This is a genomic window from Pseudoalteromonas sp. T1lg21 (genome assembly GCF_002964625.1).
In the GTDB taxonomy this organism is placed as follows: Bacteria; Pseudomonadota; Gammaproteobacteria; order Enterobacterales; family Alteromonadaceae; genus Pseudoalteromonas; species Pseudoalteromonas gelatinilytica.
On sequence record NZ_PQBX01000004.1, the window covers coordinates 144,080 to 159,523 of the forward strand.

Consider the following 15,444-nt stretch of genomic DNA (forward strand, 5'->3'; position numbering starts at 1 on the left):
TTATAGGAACATATTTTTTAAATAAAAACGCTTGGCAAATGAGTTTGCCAAGCGCTTGGTTGGGATTTTAAAGGGAGTTTAATGACTGGTTGTTTGTAATTTTGCTTCTGGCTCTGCTTTTTTACCTCTCAGCTTGCCAATTAAGCGTTTAAAGTCTTCTAACGCGACGTACTGACAAGGGATTAAAATAAGCGTAATGACCGTTGCAAATAACACACCGAATGCCAGTGATACAGCCATAGGGATAACAATTTTTGCTTGTAAGCTTGTTTCCATAATGATTGGTAATACACCAATAAAGGTTGTGACAGAGGTCAGTAAGATAGCTCTAAAACGACGACCACCGGCTTGCATTACCGCGTCTTTAATTGCAACACCTTCTGCGCGGGCCTTATTAACAAAGTCGACCATTACTAGCGAGTCATTTACCACAACACCTGCAACCGCGATAATACCAAATACTGACAGGCTGCTCATTGTCATACCTAAAATCATATGACCGAACATTGCACCAATTACACCAAATGGAATAACCGACATAATAATAAACGGCTGTGAGTATGAACGAAGTGGAATCGCTAACAGTGCAAAGATGATCAGCATTGATAGAGCAAAGTCACGCACTTGTTCTGCCACACTGTCCATTTCTTCTTGAATACGACCCGCTACATTACTTTCTACGCCTGGGTAGCTTTTCAGTAGGCTAGGTAAATACTCATCACGGATTTCTTTTGCAATGGCAAATGGTTCAGCTTGGTCTGTGTTAACGGCTGCCCACACATTTACCGTGCGTTTAGCATTTTCACGACGAATACGGTTTACACCATCAACAATATTTACTTTAGCTACTTCAGCTAGCGGCACTTCAACACCTGTTGGCGTAATGATACGTGCATCTGTGATGTCACTTACCGCGTTGCGCGATTCACGAGGGTAGCGGATCATTACTTTAATTTCTTCACCGTCACGTAAAATACGTTGTGCTTCTAGGCCGTAGTAACTAAAGCTAACTTGTGATGCCACATCCGAGAGGGTTAAACCTAAGCTGTAAGCAAGCGGTTTAAGTTCAAGTTGTACTTCATCGGTTGCTGATTGGAGTGAGTCATTAACATCACCCACACCTTCCATGCTATTTAATTTCTCTTTTAATAGCGCAGCCACTTCTTTAAGTTTGTTGATGTCTTTACCTTCAAGGCGGAAGCTTACATCACCGTCATCGCGACCCCCATTCATGATACTGTCTTCAATATTCAGCGTTTTCACACCGGGTAATGGTGGCATTTGTTCGCGCCACATTGCACTTAACTGGAATGTATCAATAGGACGTAAATCGGGTTCAACTAAAATTGCCATGATACGTGCGCTGGTTCTGCCGCGCAGACTAACTGATAAATCGCGGATCATCGGTTTACCATATTGCTCTTCAAGTTGTTTATCGACATCTAGAATCAGTTTTTCAATTGTTTGCGCTGTTTCAAGAGTCGCTTGCTCAGATGATGATAAATTCATTTCAATTGAGATACGTGGGAAATCATGTGGAATTTTAGGGTTCGCAACAAACTTCACTAAACCACCTGCGAACATACCGCCACTGACAATCAATACACAAATAAAACCAACAATAACGGTGTAACGATAGTGGATACAGTGACCAATAAATGGAGTGTAATAATTATCGACAAAGTTTTTAAGTCCTTTATCCATTCCTAAGCGTAAGCGATGTAAAGGGTTTTTAGGATTCGCTGGTTTATTTTTCATTGCCGCCAAGTGAGCAGGCAAGATTAGTTTTGATTCAATTAATGAGAACACTAAACATAAGATGATCACTCCGCCTATGGCTTTCGAAAACGCAGAGCCTGGGCCTGATGCCAATGTTTGCGGTAAGAATGCGGCAATCGTGGTTAACACACCAAAGGTTGCAGGAATAGCAACACGTTTTACGCCGCGTACTACGTTATCAAGGCTATGACCGTGCTTTTCAATTTCAGAACTGGCTGACTCACCCACTACGATAGCGTCATCAACGACTATCCCGAGTACCAGAATAAATGCGAATAACGAGGCTAAGTTGATAGTGACATCTAAAAAGCCCATTGGCATCATTAAAAATGCACCTAGGAATGACACAGGTAAACCCATCATCACCCAAAATGCTAAACGAAGTGGTAAGAATAGCGCCAGTACCACCATGACTAAAATACCACCCCATACCATGTTGTCGATCATCATGTTAAGACGACCTTCAAGGTAGTAAGTTAAATCAACAATCGGAGACAGTTTTACGCCAGCCGGAAGCTGTGGTGCTTTTTCTGCTAGGTAGTTTTTTAATACCCCTGCAACTTTCGTGATGTCTTGATCTTTTGATGCATTAACTTCAAATGTTAGTGAGTTTTTACCATTGTACTTAGAATATTGCAGGCCTTCTTCAAAGCCATCATGCACAGTGGCCACATCGCCTAAGAACACTTGTGCGCCATCAGGTAAGTGTAATAAAGGTAGATTTTCGAACTCTTTACCACGATACGCTTGGTTTTCAACACGCATCGAAATATAGCCATTTTCTGAGCGAATTTGACCAGCTGACATATTTGCAGAGAAGCTGCGAACGGCTGTAGCAATATCACGGAAGGTTAAACCATACTCACGTAGTTTATCTGGGCTAATTTCGATGCCAATTTCATAATTTAAACCACTATGAAATTCAACCAAGTTGATTTGAGGTAAGGCTTGTAATTCATCTTTTATGTCGTTACCAAGCTCTTTTAGTTGGTAATTTGTCATATCGCCATACAGGGCTAAGATCATTACCTCTTGCTCGTACTTATCACGACGTACAATAGGGCGTTCCATCTCAGCAGGGAAGGTATTGATTGAATCAACCTGCATCTTGATTTCATCGAGTACTTCTTGAGGGTCGTACTTTTCTTCGATTTCGATCCAAGCTTGTGAAAAACCACGGTTTGAATAGGTAATTAAGCGTTTAATGCCTTCGAGCCCCTCTAAAGACTCTTCGACCTTGATGGTGATCCCTTCTTCAACCTCTTGCGGCGCTGCACCCGGATAAACAGCTTGAATGCTGATCCAGTTGCTCTCAAATTGCGGGAACATTTGTTTACGGATAGACATTGCCGTTAACAAACCGCCCACTAAGATAAAAATCATAAGCAAATTTGCAGCAACCGGGTTGCGTGCAAACCAGGCAATAAGCCCTTTTTCTCTGTGCGTGGTCATGGCTTATTCCTCTTTTAACGCTAACTGCGTTGTTGGCGCATTAAGCTTTGCATTATCAAGCTTGACTGCCATGCCTTCAGTTGGGTATTCAAGTGCAGAGGTAATCAGTTGCTCACCATTTGCAAGGCCATTGTCGGCGATCACCATGCCATTTTGTTCACGCACTATATTGAGTGTTTTAAACGAGAGTGTTTCACCGTCTTGTAACACGGCGACTTTGCTGTCTTTTACTAAGTGATGTGGTACCACAATCGCGTTGTCCAGCGCACGACCTTGAATGGTTGCATTTATGTATGAACCGAAACGTAGTGGTTGTTTTTGCTCATAAGGTGTTGCCACTTGTGCTACCAAATAATTCATGCGGCTGCGTTGGTCAACAACCCCTTCGCTACGTACAATAGCCGCTTGCCACGTAGTTTGTTTACCCGCAAATTCAGCGTTAATTGATACGCTGGCGCCAATACCTTGGTTATTTAGGTATTGCAGATCTTTATCTGCTACAGGTAAACGAATTTCAGCCAGTGACGTTGAGCTTAGGCTACCAAAGCTGTTACCTGGGTTTACCACACTGCCTAAACTAATTAAGCGCTCGTCGATAATCGCATCATAAGGCGCTTTAATGTAAGTGCGCTCAAGGTTACGTTTAGCGCGTTTTACACTGGCTTGTGCAGCGCGGTAACTTGCAAGTTTTTCAGCAAGTTGTGGTTTACGTAAATAAAGCTCAGATGGAATAACTTGGTTTGAGTCACCTTTGATGCGATCCCATTCGGCTTGTGCAACTGACACCTGAGCACGTTCAATCTCAAGTGCTGAGCTTGCTTGCGCTAGTCCCGCTTCTGCTTCAATGAGTGCAGCTTCGTAATCATTTGGATCAATTCGTGCTAGAATGTCGCCTTGCTTAACAAATCCACCTTGTACAAATTGTTCTGATAACGACACAACCTGACCGCTCACTTGCGCAACAAGCTCAGTTTGGTTTTTAGGTTTAACGATACCGTATGATTTTACATCGAGGGTAATGGCGTCAAAGCTTAACGGTTTAATTGATACAAGCGGTCGCAGATCTTGTTCTGGTTTTTCGACTGGCGGTTGCTTCATTGAGGCAAATGCGAATGCCATTCCAAGTCCGCCGACTAATACGGCGATAGGGAGAATGATTTGTTTTTTACTAGCCACGGGATAGTCCCTCACGGTTGACGGTAATTAAAAATAAATTTGTTAGGCTAAGCATACGCAATAAAGTGTTTACAAGGCGTTTGAAGATGTAACAAACCATTACACATATTACAAAGACGCTACAAAGGTTCTATAAGAGGTACTCAATGACAGATAAAATGGCATGTAGATTAGGCTGTGGCGCCTGTTGTATTGCACCCAGTATTAGCTCACCGATACCAGGAATGCCAAACGGGAAAGCGGCGGGAGAGCGCTGTATTCAACTCGACGATAATAACCTATGTAAATTATTTGGTGATGAATCAAGGCCTAAGGTGTGTAGTGACTTTTCTGCTACCATCGATGTATGTGGCACCACTAACGAACAAGCACTGTATTTAATTACTGAACTTGAACAGATGACTTAAAAAAGATTAAACCTTTAACACTTTTTAACGGTTGCTGGGATCAGTTGTGTTTTATGGCTAAAGTTTTCTTCATGTTATTTAAAAATAATAAAGAACGACTTGTCTGTTTTAGAATACAAGAAACAATACTTGCGAAATTAACTATGAAAATACATGTAATCATCTATCTGATGTTAGCAAGCTCATTTACTTATGCAATACCACTGCAAGTCAAACTTGATCACAGCTCAGAAACGCAATTGCATACTAATCAACAACTCGTTGATGCATTAAAATCAAATAATAAAGACCAGTTTTTAAAAGCGCTAGCTGCTGGGGCTGATCCAAATTATCAAATTAATCAATCGAGTAGTGTTTTAAGCTTAGCCACGATTAATCTCGACTCTAACTTTTTAAGTGAGCTACTTCAAATGGGTGGAAATCCCAATAGTTACAGAGTGTCTGCAAAACGAAATTTAATATTTGAAGTATTAGGGCCAGATAGAATAGAGCACCTAAGAACTTTACTTAGGTTTTCTCCAAAACTAGATGTTAAGGATGGTACAGGCTCAACACCAATAATATATGCTGCGATATTGAGTAACTACACTGCGATGAAATTACTAATTGAAAAAGGCGCTGACACGTCACTCAAAAATAATTTTGGCTATGATGCTTTAAAGATCTTAGAAGATAACTCCACTCGAGAATGTCATCAGTCTGAGTGCTCGCAACTAAATGAAGTGAAACAGATTATTATGAAATAATTAATCGTTCTCAACGAAAAATGCCAGTCAATTGACTGGCATTATTGTTTTTGCTTACCACGTATAAGTAGCGCTAAGAGTATATTGCTCGCCGCGACCAGGGGTACCCGGGACTTCTTCGAATGATTCATCCCAAATGTTGTCAGCTGCAAAGGTAACAAACACATTATCAAGCTGAGCTGGGGTGAATTTTAGGGTTAACTGCGTGAAGAAGGCTTCATCATCAGAGCTACGTAGGCGGTTATTGTGTTGCTTACGCCATTCGTTATCGATACGCAGCTCAAGCACATCCATTGGTTGCCATACTGCACCCAGTGTTACACGGTGATCAGGGTAGTTAAGCGCATAAAAGCTCGCATCAATATCTGCCGTGCCATAGTCTTCTGACTTTTCTAAATAGGTGTAGCTGGCAATCAACTCAGCGCTTTCAAACGATTTATTTGCTAAAAACTCAACGCCTAAGGTGTCTATATCAACTGAGTTTGCAAAACGTGCTGAGGTTGCATCAAAGCGATATGTCCAATCCGTAAGGTTTTTATCTTTACGGTAGAAAATAGCTGAATCTAAACGCCATGAAGACTGTTCAATCAGTAAACCTAATTCAAGGTTATCGGTGGTTTCGCGCTCAAGGCTGTAGTTACTTCTGAATAATCCGCCCGTTTCGCTGCCGCCAATAGCGGTATAACCGGGAACTTGTGTTGCCTCGGCGTATGACGCATACCAAGTATGTTCACTGCCATTTTGATTAGCTACTTTAAGGCTGGCATCGGCAATAAATGAGGTATCTGAGCTATCACGGTTGGTATCATCAAATGCAGCACCAACACGTAAAGTAAGCTCTTTGTTTGCTGTAAGGGCTGATTTGTACTCAGGCAAGATACTTAGCTTAGTGTAATTGCGTGACGTAAAATTGTTTTCAAGAGACGTTGATTCAATTTCATCAGCAATAAATTGCCCAGCATAATTAATTGCATAGCGGTCATTTAAACGGTGACGCCCAGAGAGTGCTAATGACTTAACTGTGGTTTCGTGAAACGCTTCAAAAATAGCTGGGTTTTCACGAGACAAAACATAATGGTCGTTATGTTTACGATAATAGCCAGTCACTTCAAAGGTATTGCTCTCACCATACATTTGTTTGTGATTGAGCATGAAAAGCTTGGTTTCAAGGTCTTCGGTTTCATTAAAATTAAATGGCGTGTATAGATTTGGCCAACCAAAAAACTTCTCTTGGCGCCCGAACATTAAATCGGTTTGCGAGGTAGAGCTTGCAATTTGAACGCGTGCTGAGGCACGTTCAAAGTCGTGGTCGCCATTATCAATTGAGCCATCGCTTTTTGAGTGCGAGTATTCACCCTCAAAACCTAATCGCCAATCAGGTTTACTATCCAGCTTTTGGCTATGGGCAGCATGAATGCTTTGTAAATTAAAGCCATTCGTACCTGTGCCAAGTGAAACGCTGCCAGTGTTTGTGATAGGGCGCCAGCCAAATGAAACCGTGCCAACCGAGCTATTCATACCATAAAGGGCATTATCAGCCCCTGTAAGCACTGAAGGACCTGTTAGCATCTGTGGGGCAATAGGAATTTCAGCAAAGTAGTGACCAGATTGAGGGTCAAATAATGTACTGCTACCGACACGAAAGCCAGTATTTTCGAAGATACCACCACGAATAGTGACATCAGCTTGCGCTTCAGCCATATTGCGTGATTGCAAATCGACACGTGGGTCATATTCTAAGTTTGATACCGGCGCATCAAAAGTACCAACCGGTTCTTTATTTGCGGTTGCTGAAACTTCAACGGTGATTTGTTCAATATTGTTGGTGTCTTCTGCTAGCACTGTGCAAGTGACGAATAATGCGGGAAGTGTAAGCTGTACTGCGCGTACCATCTAAAACTCTCTTGATTTTGTTTAATCTGGGGTAGTGGGCTAGTTAGGCGCACTGAAAATTGCGGGTATTGTATCTGAATCACTGAGTTATACCACTCCAACCAGATTTCAGCAGGTAATAAAAAACCGCGCTAAGGCGCGGTCTTTTAACTAAAACGGTGTTTAGTTTTGATTAATAGATTGCGGTGGGAAGTTACTTAGAATGTTAGCAACCGTTTCTTTGATAACTTCAGTGCGCTTTTCAGGTGATTGATTTTTTTGCAAACGACCTTCTTTAGCACCACGCCAAACTAATTGGTTAGAAGCACGGTCTACCACGTCTAAAATTAACGTACCCACTTCATATTCGCGAGTGGTGGTTTGCGTGTTATAACCCATACCCCAGTAATTCCAGCGTGCACCGTAACCTACGTTAAAGGTATCAACATCAATTTTTGTATCAACTGAGGCATGATAGTTAATCAGTACATCTGCTTGTGCTAAATCAACTAGCTTCATACCGCTTTTTTCAAGTTCAGCATTAACAGCTTCACGAACGCGTTTTTCCATTAAAGGACTAATTTGGTAGTTCGCTACGTTTTTAGTCAAGCTGGCATTAGGTACCCAAGAGAAGGTTTTATAATTACTAAAATCTGCTGATTTGTCGTAATCCCAATCAGGCGTTTTAGCGCAAGCCGCTAAAAATAATACAGCCGTCGCGATTAATAAGTTCTTCATATTGTTTGCTCCTTGGCAAAAATTCCACTACTTGATTGATAACATAACACAAAAAACACTCAACTGAATGATTATTTAAAGACTATGGCACATTTACAAAAAAGTACTGTAATAGTTTGTAAACATAATCATCCTTGACTGAATCAATGATTAATTCTTGGGTGAAATGCTGTGCTTGAGCTCTATCTAGCTCTTTCGTCCAGATAGTTTTGCGAATTATTTATAGTTATTTTGACTTATAAAGCACGATGTAGGAGAAAAAGGTGAACTTTTTAAACGACAATAAAAAACCGTGCTAGGCACACGGTTTTTCAACTAAAACAGAATTTAGATGTTATCAGTTTTTTGTGGTGGGAAGCTACTAAGAATATCTGCAACTGTATCTACGATTGCATCAGTGCGCTCTTGTGGCGACTGTTTCTTTTTTAAACGACCTTCTTTAGCACCACGCCAAACAAGTTGATTTGATGATTTGTCAACAACATCTAAAATCAATGTGCCAACATCATATTCATTCGTAACAGTATACGTATTGTGGCCAACACCCCAATAGTTATACCCCATGTTCATTGTCTGAGTATTAATTTTAGTATCAACAGATGCATGGTAATTTATAAGTACATCAGCTTGTGCCATATCAACTAACTTCATGCCATTTTTTTCTAGCTGAGCATTTACGGCATCACGCACACGTTTTTCCGTTAAAGGACTAATTTGATAATTTACTACGTTTTCAGTCAAGCTTGCATTAGGGACCCAAGAAAAGGTTTTGTAATTACTAAAATCAGCTGTTTTGTCGTAATCCAAATTAGGTGACTTAGCGCAGGCCGCTAAAAGTAATACCGCTGATGCAATTATTATGCTTTTCATATTCTTTTCTCCTTGGTTAAATTTCCATCATTTAAATTAATAACATAAAACAGTAATAATTCCACTAAATGAATTACGGTAAATTTACAAAAAAGTTAGTAACAGTTTGTAATTAAACAGTGTGTTCCACTTCTATCCAGTCTTTTTCATCAACCCAGTTTTGCGCACCATCTTTCACTGTACGAATTGGGACGATGTAATCACAGCTAACTTGTGGTTTAACAGAGGCAAATATCGGCACAAAGCCAAAGCTTAGCGCTGTTTCGATAATTGCTTTTTGGTTTTGTGGGTCGATATCGGCTGCTTCATCGATATAAATTGGAATACGATACAAGCTTTGTTCTTGGTCGCTTAATAAGTAACGAATAAACAGCATGCCACACAGTAGCTTAATGGTAATACGAGTACCGTTAGAGCCGGCTGAATCGATTTTTTCGAAGTGCTCAGTTTCGCCAGCACGGTTTACTACTTCAAAACGAATATCAAATAAATCGGTCAGAGTTAAACCGGCTTTTTCTGAGGCAAGCTTAATTAAATGATCTTTCGCTTCGTTTACCGCAGACTCGCTATAAGGCTCTTGGCTTAATAGGTCGAGGGTATCGCCTTGCTCAAACTGATTTGAGGTACTGATAATTGTATCAATGCTATCAACCAACATCTTGCGCGGAATAACATTAATTTTGAATGCTTGAAGGTTAGAGATCCTATGCTGACTAATTCCTTTATTAAAGCTATTCATTTCGCGGCGCAGGCGGTCTAGGTCTTCTCGCAAGCCTTTAATAGTAGCGGCTACTTCGGTTAACGCAACGCGGCCTTGACGTTCAACGGCATCGCGCTCGTTTTCTATGTTATGAAACGCGCTAATAAGCTTTTCGTATTTAGTAAACTCATCGTTTTCGTTATCAAATTTAGTAATACCCGCATTGTAAATATGCATGTAGGTGTTACGTACGTTGATATCAAAGTTACGTAGCTCTTGGCAGTCTTTATTAAAGTGATGAATGAGGTCACTTAAGTTATCAAAATCAATACTGATTTCAATCATATATGGAGTGACTTTGCCTGAGTAAAAATCAAGCGTGTGATCGATACGTTCAGATTTAACTTGGCGTAAACGGTCGGCTTGGCGCGCAAGCAAATCTTTTTTCGACTTGATAATTGAGCGACGGTCGCTGATTGAGCCGCTGTTCTTTTGAATGTCTTGCAGGTAGTCGTCAACTTGTTCGCGCTCTGCATTTAATTGCTCTTTTAGCAGAGTTTGTGCATCGACAGATTGCTGCATCACTTCAAATTGTTCAAAGCGTTTTAACGCTTCTTCTGAGGCCATTAGCTCATCATATAAGGCATCTTTTTCTTTTTGCTTTTCGGCGACATTAGCAGCAACTTCGCGTTGTTGTTTAAACTCTTTTAGTGAGTTTTCTAGGGCAGCGAGTTGCGCGGTTAATTGCTCTTTATTTTCGCCCGTTTGCATTTGCACTGGGCTTAGCTTTTTAAGTTTAATCGTCGCGCCAGGAAGAGTAAGTACACCGCCTTTCACATTTGCCGATAACTGCTCTAAGAACTCACCAAAGGCATCTTCGTCTGTGATCTCAACATCACCATTGCTGGTGGTGGCAAACGATAAGATATCAGGGTTTAGAATACGCGAAATCTCTTCAACTTCTTTTAAAGATAAATCTTCACGCATACGGGTGAATAAATTGAACTCAAGGTTCTTCAGCTGTAATTTTAAGCTCTTAATTTGCTTTTGTGTTTCGCTAATACGGTAATCAAGCGTGTGTAAGCTTTGACCTTGGGCACTGCTTAATGAATGCGATAGCGATTCATAATCTTGTTTAAGCTGCGTAAGGCTTACTTTTAGGGTGGCTTTATTAACCAATTCAAACTCAGATTTAAGCGCTCGATAGTCTAAAAACCATTGTTCAATTTGAGTTTGTTTACGTTCAATATCACGGGATTGCTGAATATACAGCTGCTGCTTTTGTTCGAACTCGTGCTTTTCGTGTTCGATATCTTCAAGGGCAATATTTAGCTCAGTGAGTTGCTCTTGTTGATAGGTTTCAAAGTCAATCAGTGCTTGGTCAATTTTTGGCGCATAGGCAGCAAGCTTACCTTTTAAAACCGTTTGGTTTTCAAGCATAGATTCAAGAGCTGCGATTGGCTCTTGCATTGACTCAAGGGCTTTTAATTCACGTTTAGCGCGATTCACTTTGTCAAATGAACGTCGCCATACTTCATAAAAATCAACTCGTGAGTTTGACATATGGCGCTCAAATACACGAAGCATAAAGCGTTTAACATCGCTGGCACCTAACTTATGCAAGTTAAGGATACGGCGGAAAATTTCTATATAAATCGCTGAGTCTTGCACGTTATTGAGGGGGATCATCTTTAAGTTGATATCGCCATCAAATGGGGTTGCGCCGCCAGTGAGTAGGGCGTTTAGCTCTTGCGCTTTTAATTCAATTGGATTGAAACCTTGCTCTTTTAAGTGATTAAAAAGCTTGGTGAATTTTACAATGGTTTTGCCTTGAGTGTAGTGATCAAGGTTCAACTTACCTTGGTAGCAAAAAAACTGATGCGCGTAACCAGCAATTTTACCAAGGCCGGCAACACCAATCACCACAGGGCCATTAGGTAGGTCAGCTTCGAGTAAAATATAGGATTGGTCTGACGAAAAGTAGAATTTTCGGGTTTCGTCTAAATCGTGGCCATCCCATTCTGTTAAACGTAAATCATTGATCAGTGGAAATTGTAAGGCATTAATTACCGAGCTTTTACCGGTATTATTAGGTGCACAGATTGAACTACTTTTATCCAGCGGGATCACGCATTTTGCATAGCCAGCAGTATTTAAAAGCGCAAGTTTGCTGAGTCCGTATAGGCTTTGGCTTTGCATTATTCGTCATCTCCTAGGTAGGTTTCTTCGTTTACTTCCATTAATGCATCGATATAACGATAAATAGGTGCTTGCAGCATAAAGCCGTTTTCTACTTCGCGAGCAAGACCTAAACGCACCATACGTAGGTAAACGTCTTTGCGTAAATCTGAGCCTGAGAAGATTTCTAATTGATCAAACAGGTGCTTGTTGATTTGCACTAAGGTTTGCATCAGTTCAAGGTCGTTTACTTCGTCAAACAAGGCACGCATTGGATCTTTACCAGTATTGGCATAGTGCTCAATCAAGATGTAGATAGTCAGTGCGATGGCACGCGAAATTTTACCCATATTTGGGGTGCTTTCGTCGCTGCCAAAATAGTAAAAGCCACGGCTATCATGTTGTAGGTCATGGCCAAGGGCGTTAAATAACGGGCGATAAGCATCAATGTGTTGATCAAGCTCTTGCCACATCAGCGTGTCTTGTTCGCTAATGTGGTAGCCTGATGTGAGCTTTTTATTAATAGCTTGCAGATGCGTTAAATCATCTAAATTAATATCTGTCATGGTTATTGCTCTGTTGCTTTTTTATCGTCAGCAATCGATGAGTTAAATGGGTAAAGAGAGAAGTGTTGCTGGGCAATTTTTATTTTTACTTTCTCTTGGCTTTGGCTGATTTCAAGGTCGCCATCGCTAATCAATTTTTGATATAAGAACAGCATTTCGTCAGCCTCAAGATCTGGGTAGCTTTCATCTAAGAAACTAAGCAGCGGCTGAGCTTTTTTGCTGGCTTTTTTAAAGCGTTTTCTAAATTGTGTTTTAACATCGTTGTAATCAGGAATATGCGGGCTTTGATAGGCGGGCACATCATCATGTTCAGGAAGCTGATATTCATCGTGCTCAAAGTCAACTAAGCCTGCCATATAGGCCACGATATGACGTTGCTGACCAAGTGAAAAACGTTGTGCGTCTGAAACAAAGTTAGGCTGTACTGCACTTAACATGTTATCGACGCCATTTTTACGCACTAAACCAAGCACTTTAGCCGCTTGGCGAGTAATTAGGTTGTTGCGGCGTAACTCTTCACGTAGCGGCATCAGCATATCGGCGCTTTTACGTAAACTTTCACGACCAACTAAATGCATTTCTAAAATACGGGTACGTAATTGTTCAAGCATGCGCTTGTCTTGATATGACTTACCTAGGCGATCAATTTGCTCTATTTGCGTGCTAATTTGCGCTTCGATGGTATTAAAGCAAGCGTGGAAGTCACCACGAATATCCACCATTTCAAGCATAGGCTCAATGTATTCATCGAATGCTTCAATTACTGCTTGATAGCGTTTTTGCAGTGATTGTACCGCGTTGTCAGCTTTCGCTTGCTCAACAATATTTAAAATCGCGTTTTCATTGTGGGCAAACAATTTCATTATTTTGCGTACCCGATCATCCATAATACGGCTGAAGCGACGAAGCTCATCGTAATCTTCAATTTCACCCGCTTTAGCTAGGCGATTACCAAGGCGAGCTAAATCATCAACAAGCACACTAATTTCTTGGGCAAGACCTAGGTGTTCTTCTTGTAGTAAAAAAGTCGCAAAATCGGCGATTGCACGGTTAATTTCTAACTGCGATGATTTTGCCAGTGGAATGATAATATCTTGATTCAATAAACGATTTGTTTCTTTATAAATGCGTTCATTTGACCAGGAAGGTTGTTTTTGTTTTATCGCATTTTGTACGTCTTTCAAGCTGAAATCAGCCATCTTAAAACGTTTAAATAGCAGTTCTAACACCCCCCAATGTTCAGTAAGGGTATTTAATAACTTTTTAGCTGGGATCATAAGGCTCCAGTAAATTCAGACTTTGGTGTTAGCGATTAGTAGTAAATTATGTAATTGAGAATAGTTTTATGCTTTCTATGCTGCTAGAATCCGCGCCGAAACACTCGACTTACAATTTTTACATTTTTATAAAGGTTGTTCAAACACCATGGTAACCCCACTTATCCTAACCCTGATAGCGGTGGCATTTTTGCTTATCGTTATAGAGGATATTATCCATGTAAACAAGGCCAAAACGACGCTTTTTTTTGGCACTTTATGCTGGATTATCTTATTTATCTCTCCAATTCATGGGCAAAGCCCAGTAACCATACAACACCAATTGGATCACAACATTTTAGAGATCGCGACTTTGTGGCTGTTTTTAATGGCTGCAATGACCTTTGTAGCGTATTTAAACTCTAAAGGCTTTATCCAGAATATTGTTCATAAAATTATGCCAAATCAAATCAGTGAACGAAAGCTGATGTTTCTGATTGGTGGTTTCGCATTTTTATTCTCATCAATATCAGACAACATAACCGCGACTTTAATCTCGCTTGCGGTGGTGATGTCGCTGAAATTAGATCCTAAAAAATTAATAAAATATGCAACCTTAATTGTATTTAGTGTTAACTCGGGTGGGGTATCGCTGATCACCGGTGATGTTACGACCTTGATGATTTTCTTAGATGAAAAAGTGACGATAGGACACCTGTTGTTGTTGATTGTCCCTGCGCTTTCAAGTGTGGCACTGTTAGCAGCGATGCTATCGGTGGGTATGTCGGGTAATGTAGTATTTGAAAAACAAACCGCGCGTCGAATTGAAAAAACAGATATAACCATTGCGGTTATCTTCTTCTCGACGATTATTGCCACGTTAACTTTAAGCGTACTTTACAGTGTACCACCGCTATTAACCTTTTTATTTGGTTTATCACTGATGTTTTTGGTTGCACAATTCTTAATGCGCAAAAAAGACGTTAACAAAAAAATCATCGATTATATACGTGAGATTGAATACGACACCTTGTTGTTCTTCGTCGGTGTATTATTACTCGTTGGCGCATTAAAAGAAGTTGGCATGCTTGCTAAATTTACTCACTTATATGAGTTGATGGCACCGGAATATGCCAACTACCTAATGGGGCTATTATCATCGGCGGTAGATAACGTACCTCTAACTGCAGCACTTTTAAAAGCTGACATCGTAATGAGTCCACAGCAATGGCTGTCGTTTACTTACGCAACTGGGGTAGGTGGTTCAATGCTTATTATCGGCTCTGCGGCAGGTATTATCGCCATGAGTAAAGTAAAAGCGCTGACCTTTATGAGCTATCTGAGAATGTCGGTTTATTTATTAATTGCCTACACCGTTGGGTATTACGGTTCGCACTTAGCGGGCAGTTTAATTTCATAAAACAACTTGACAGCTAGACGTCTAAACGTTAACTTTCGAAGCCTGCTTTTAACAGCAGGCTTTGTTATTTTAACCAGGTGTTAACTTAACATTCAGAAGAGGTGCGATACTTAGGTAATTAATGTGAGGTGACGAACGCCGATGACCATTAATGAGGGAAGTACTCGCCGAGAAAATTAATCGGACGTCACGGTTATTTTTCGGTTTATGGGGCTGAATCCTCAAAACTGTCACCAAACTAGGTGGAGAGCTTCTGGCATGGACTACTCTTTATTTTCAAAGCA

11 protein-coding genes and 1 riboswitch are annotated in these 15,444 nt (G+C 40.6%); of the genes, 3 read left to right on the forward strand and 8 right to left on the reverse strand.

Going from position 1 to position 15,444, the window contains the following annotated elements; genetic code table 11:
* Positions 1-78: 78 nt before the first annotated feature.
* Both C2M25_RS03230 and C2M25_RS03235 read right to left on the reverse strand, forming a co-directional pair.
* Positions 79-3,231: an efflux RND transporter permease subunit gene (locus C2M25_RS03230; RefSeq protein WP_105180375.1), complete on the reverse strand. Its 3,153-nt coding sequence runs from the start codon at positions 3,229-3,231 to the stop codon at positions 79-81.
* Between the two features lie 3 nt (positions 3,232-3,234).
* A complete protein-coding gene (locus C2M25_RS03235; protein ID WP_105180376.1) occupies positions 3,235-4,407 on the reverse strand; it encodes an efflux RND transporter periplasmic adaptor subunit in 1,173 nt (390 codons plus the stop codon).
* Positions 4,408-4,565: 158 nt separating this feature from the next.
* Between C2M25_RS03235 and C2M25_RS03240 the strand changes: the two genes are divergently transcribed.
* Positions 4,566-4,814 carry a YkgJ family cysteine cluster protein gene (locus C2M25_RS03240; protein ID WP_054562006.1) on the forward strand — a complete coding sequence of 83 codons (249 nt, stop codon included), beginning with the start codon at positions 4,566-4,568 and terminating at the stop codon, positions 4,812-4,814.
* 53 nt (positions 4,815-4,867) lie between these two features.
* Positions 4,868-5,560 carry an ankyrin repeat domain-containing protein gene (locus C2M25_RS03245; protein ID WP_138625178.1) on the forward strand — a complete coding sequence of 231 codons (693 nt, stop codon included), beginning with the start codon at positions 4,868-4,870 and terminating at the stop codon, positions 5,558-5,560.
* A gap of 54 nt (positions 5,561-5,614) precedes the next feature.
* On the opposite strand, the gene C2M25_RS03250 is transcribed toward C2M25_RS03245, so the two are convergent.
* From C2M25_RS03250 to C2M25_RS03275, 6 genes are all read right to left on the reverse strand, one after another.
* On the reverse strand, positions 5,615-7,453 hold the full coding sequence (locus tag C2M25_RS03250; protein WP_105180377.1) for a TonB-dependent receptor: 1,839 nt from the start codon (positions 7,451-7,453) through the stop codon (positions 5,615-5,617).
* A gap of 162 nt (positions 7,454-7,615) precedes the next feature.
* Positions 7,616-8,170, reverse strand: a complete 555-nt coding sequence (locus C2M25_RS03255) for a DUF4136 domain-containing protein (RefSeq protein ID WP_063705792.1) — start codon at positions 8,168-8,170, stop codon at positions 7,616-7,618.
* Positions 8,171-8,497: 327 nt separating this feature from the next.
* Entirely contained in the window at positions 8,498-9,040 is a 543-nt protein-coding gene (locus C2M25_RS03260; protein ID WP_105180378.1) for a DUF4136 domain-containing protein, read from the reverse strand.
* A gap of 112 nt (positions 9,041-9,152) precedes the next feature.
* Positions 9,153-11,939 (reverse strand): ATPase, encoded by a 2,787-nt coding sequence (locus tag C2M25_RS03265; protein ID WP_105180379.1) that lies wholly within the window; start codon positions 11,937-11,939, stop codon positions 9,153-9,155.
* Positions 11,939-12,484, reverse strand: coding sequence for a condensin complex protein MksE (locus C2M25_RS03270; RefSeq protein WP_105180380.1), 546 nt, complete (start codon positions 12,482-12,484; stop codon positions 11,939-11,941). The genes C2M25_RS03265 and C2M25_RS03270 overlap by 1 nt, the downstream gene beginning before the upstream one ends.
* A 2-nt stretch (positions 12,485-12,486) precedes the next feature.
* The gene (locus tag C2M25_RS03275; protein WP_063705786.1) at positions 12,487-13,761 is read right to left on the reverse strand and encodes a hypothetical protein; all 1,275 of its coding nucleotides are present in this window, start codon (positions 13,759-13,761) and stop codon (positions 12,487-12,489) included.
* 148 nt (positions 13,762-13,909) lie between these two features.
* Between C2M25_RS03275 and nhaD the strand changes: the two genes are divergently transcribed.
* Positions 13,910-15,160, forward strand: a complete 1,251-nt coding sequence (gene nhaD / locus C2M25_RS03280; protein ID WP_105180381.1) for a sodium:proton antiporter NhaD — start codon at positions 13,910-13,912, stop codon at positions 15,158-15,160.
* An 88-nt stretch (positions 15,161-15,248) separates the two neighbouring features.
* Positions 15,249-15,421: riboswitch (Lysine riboswitch) on the forward strand.
* Positions 15,422-15,444 lie beyond the last annotated feature (23 nt).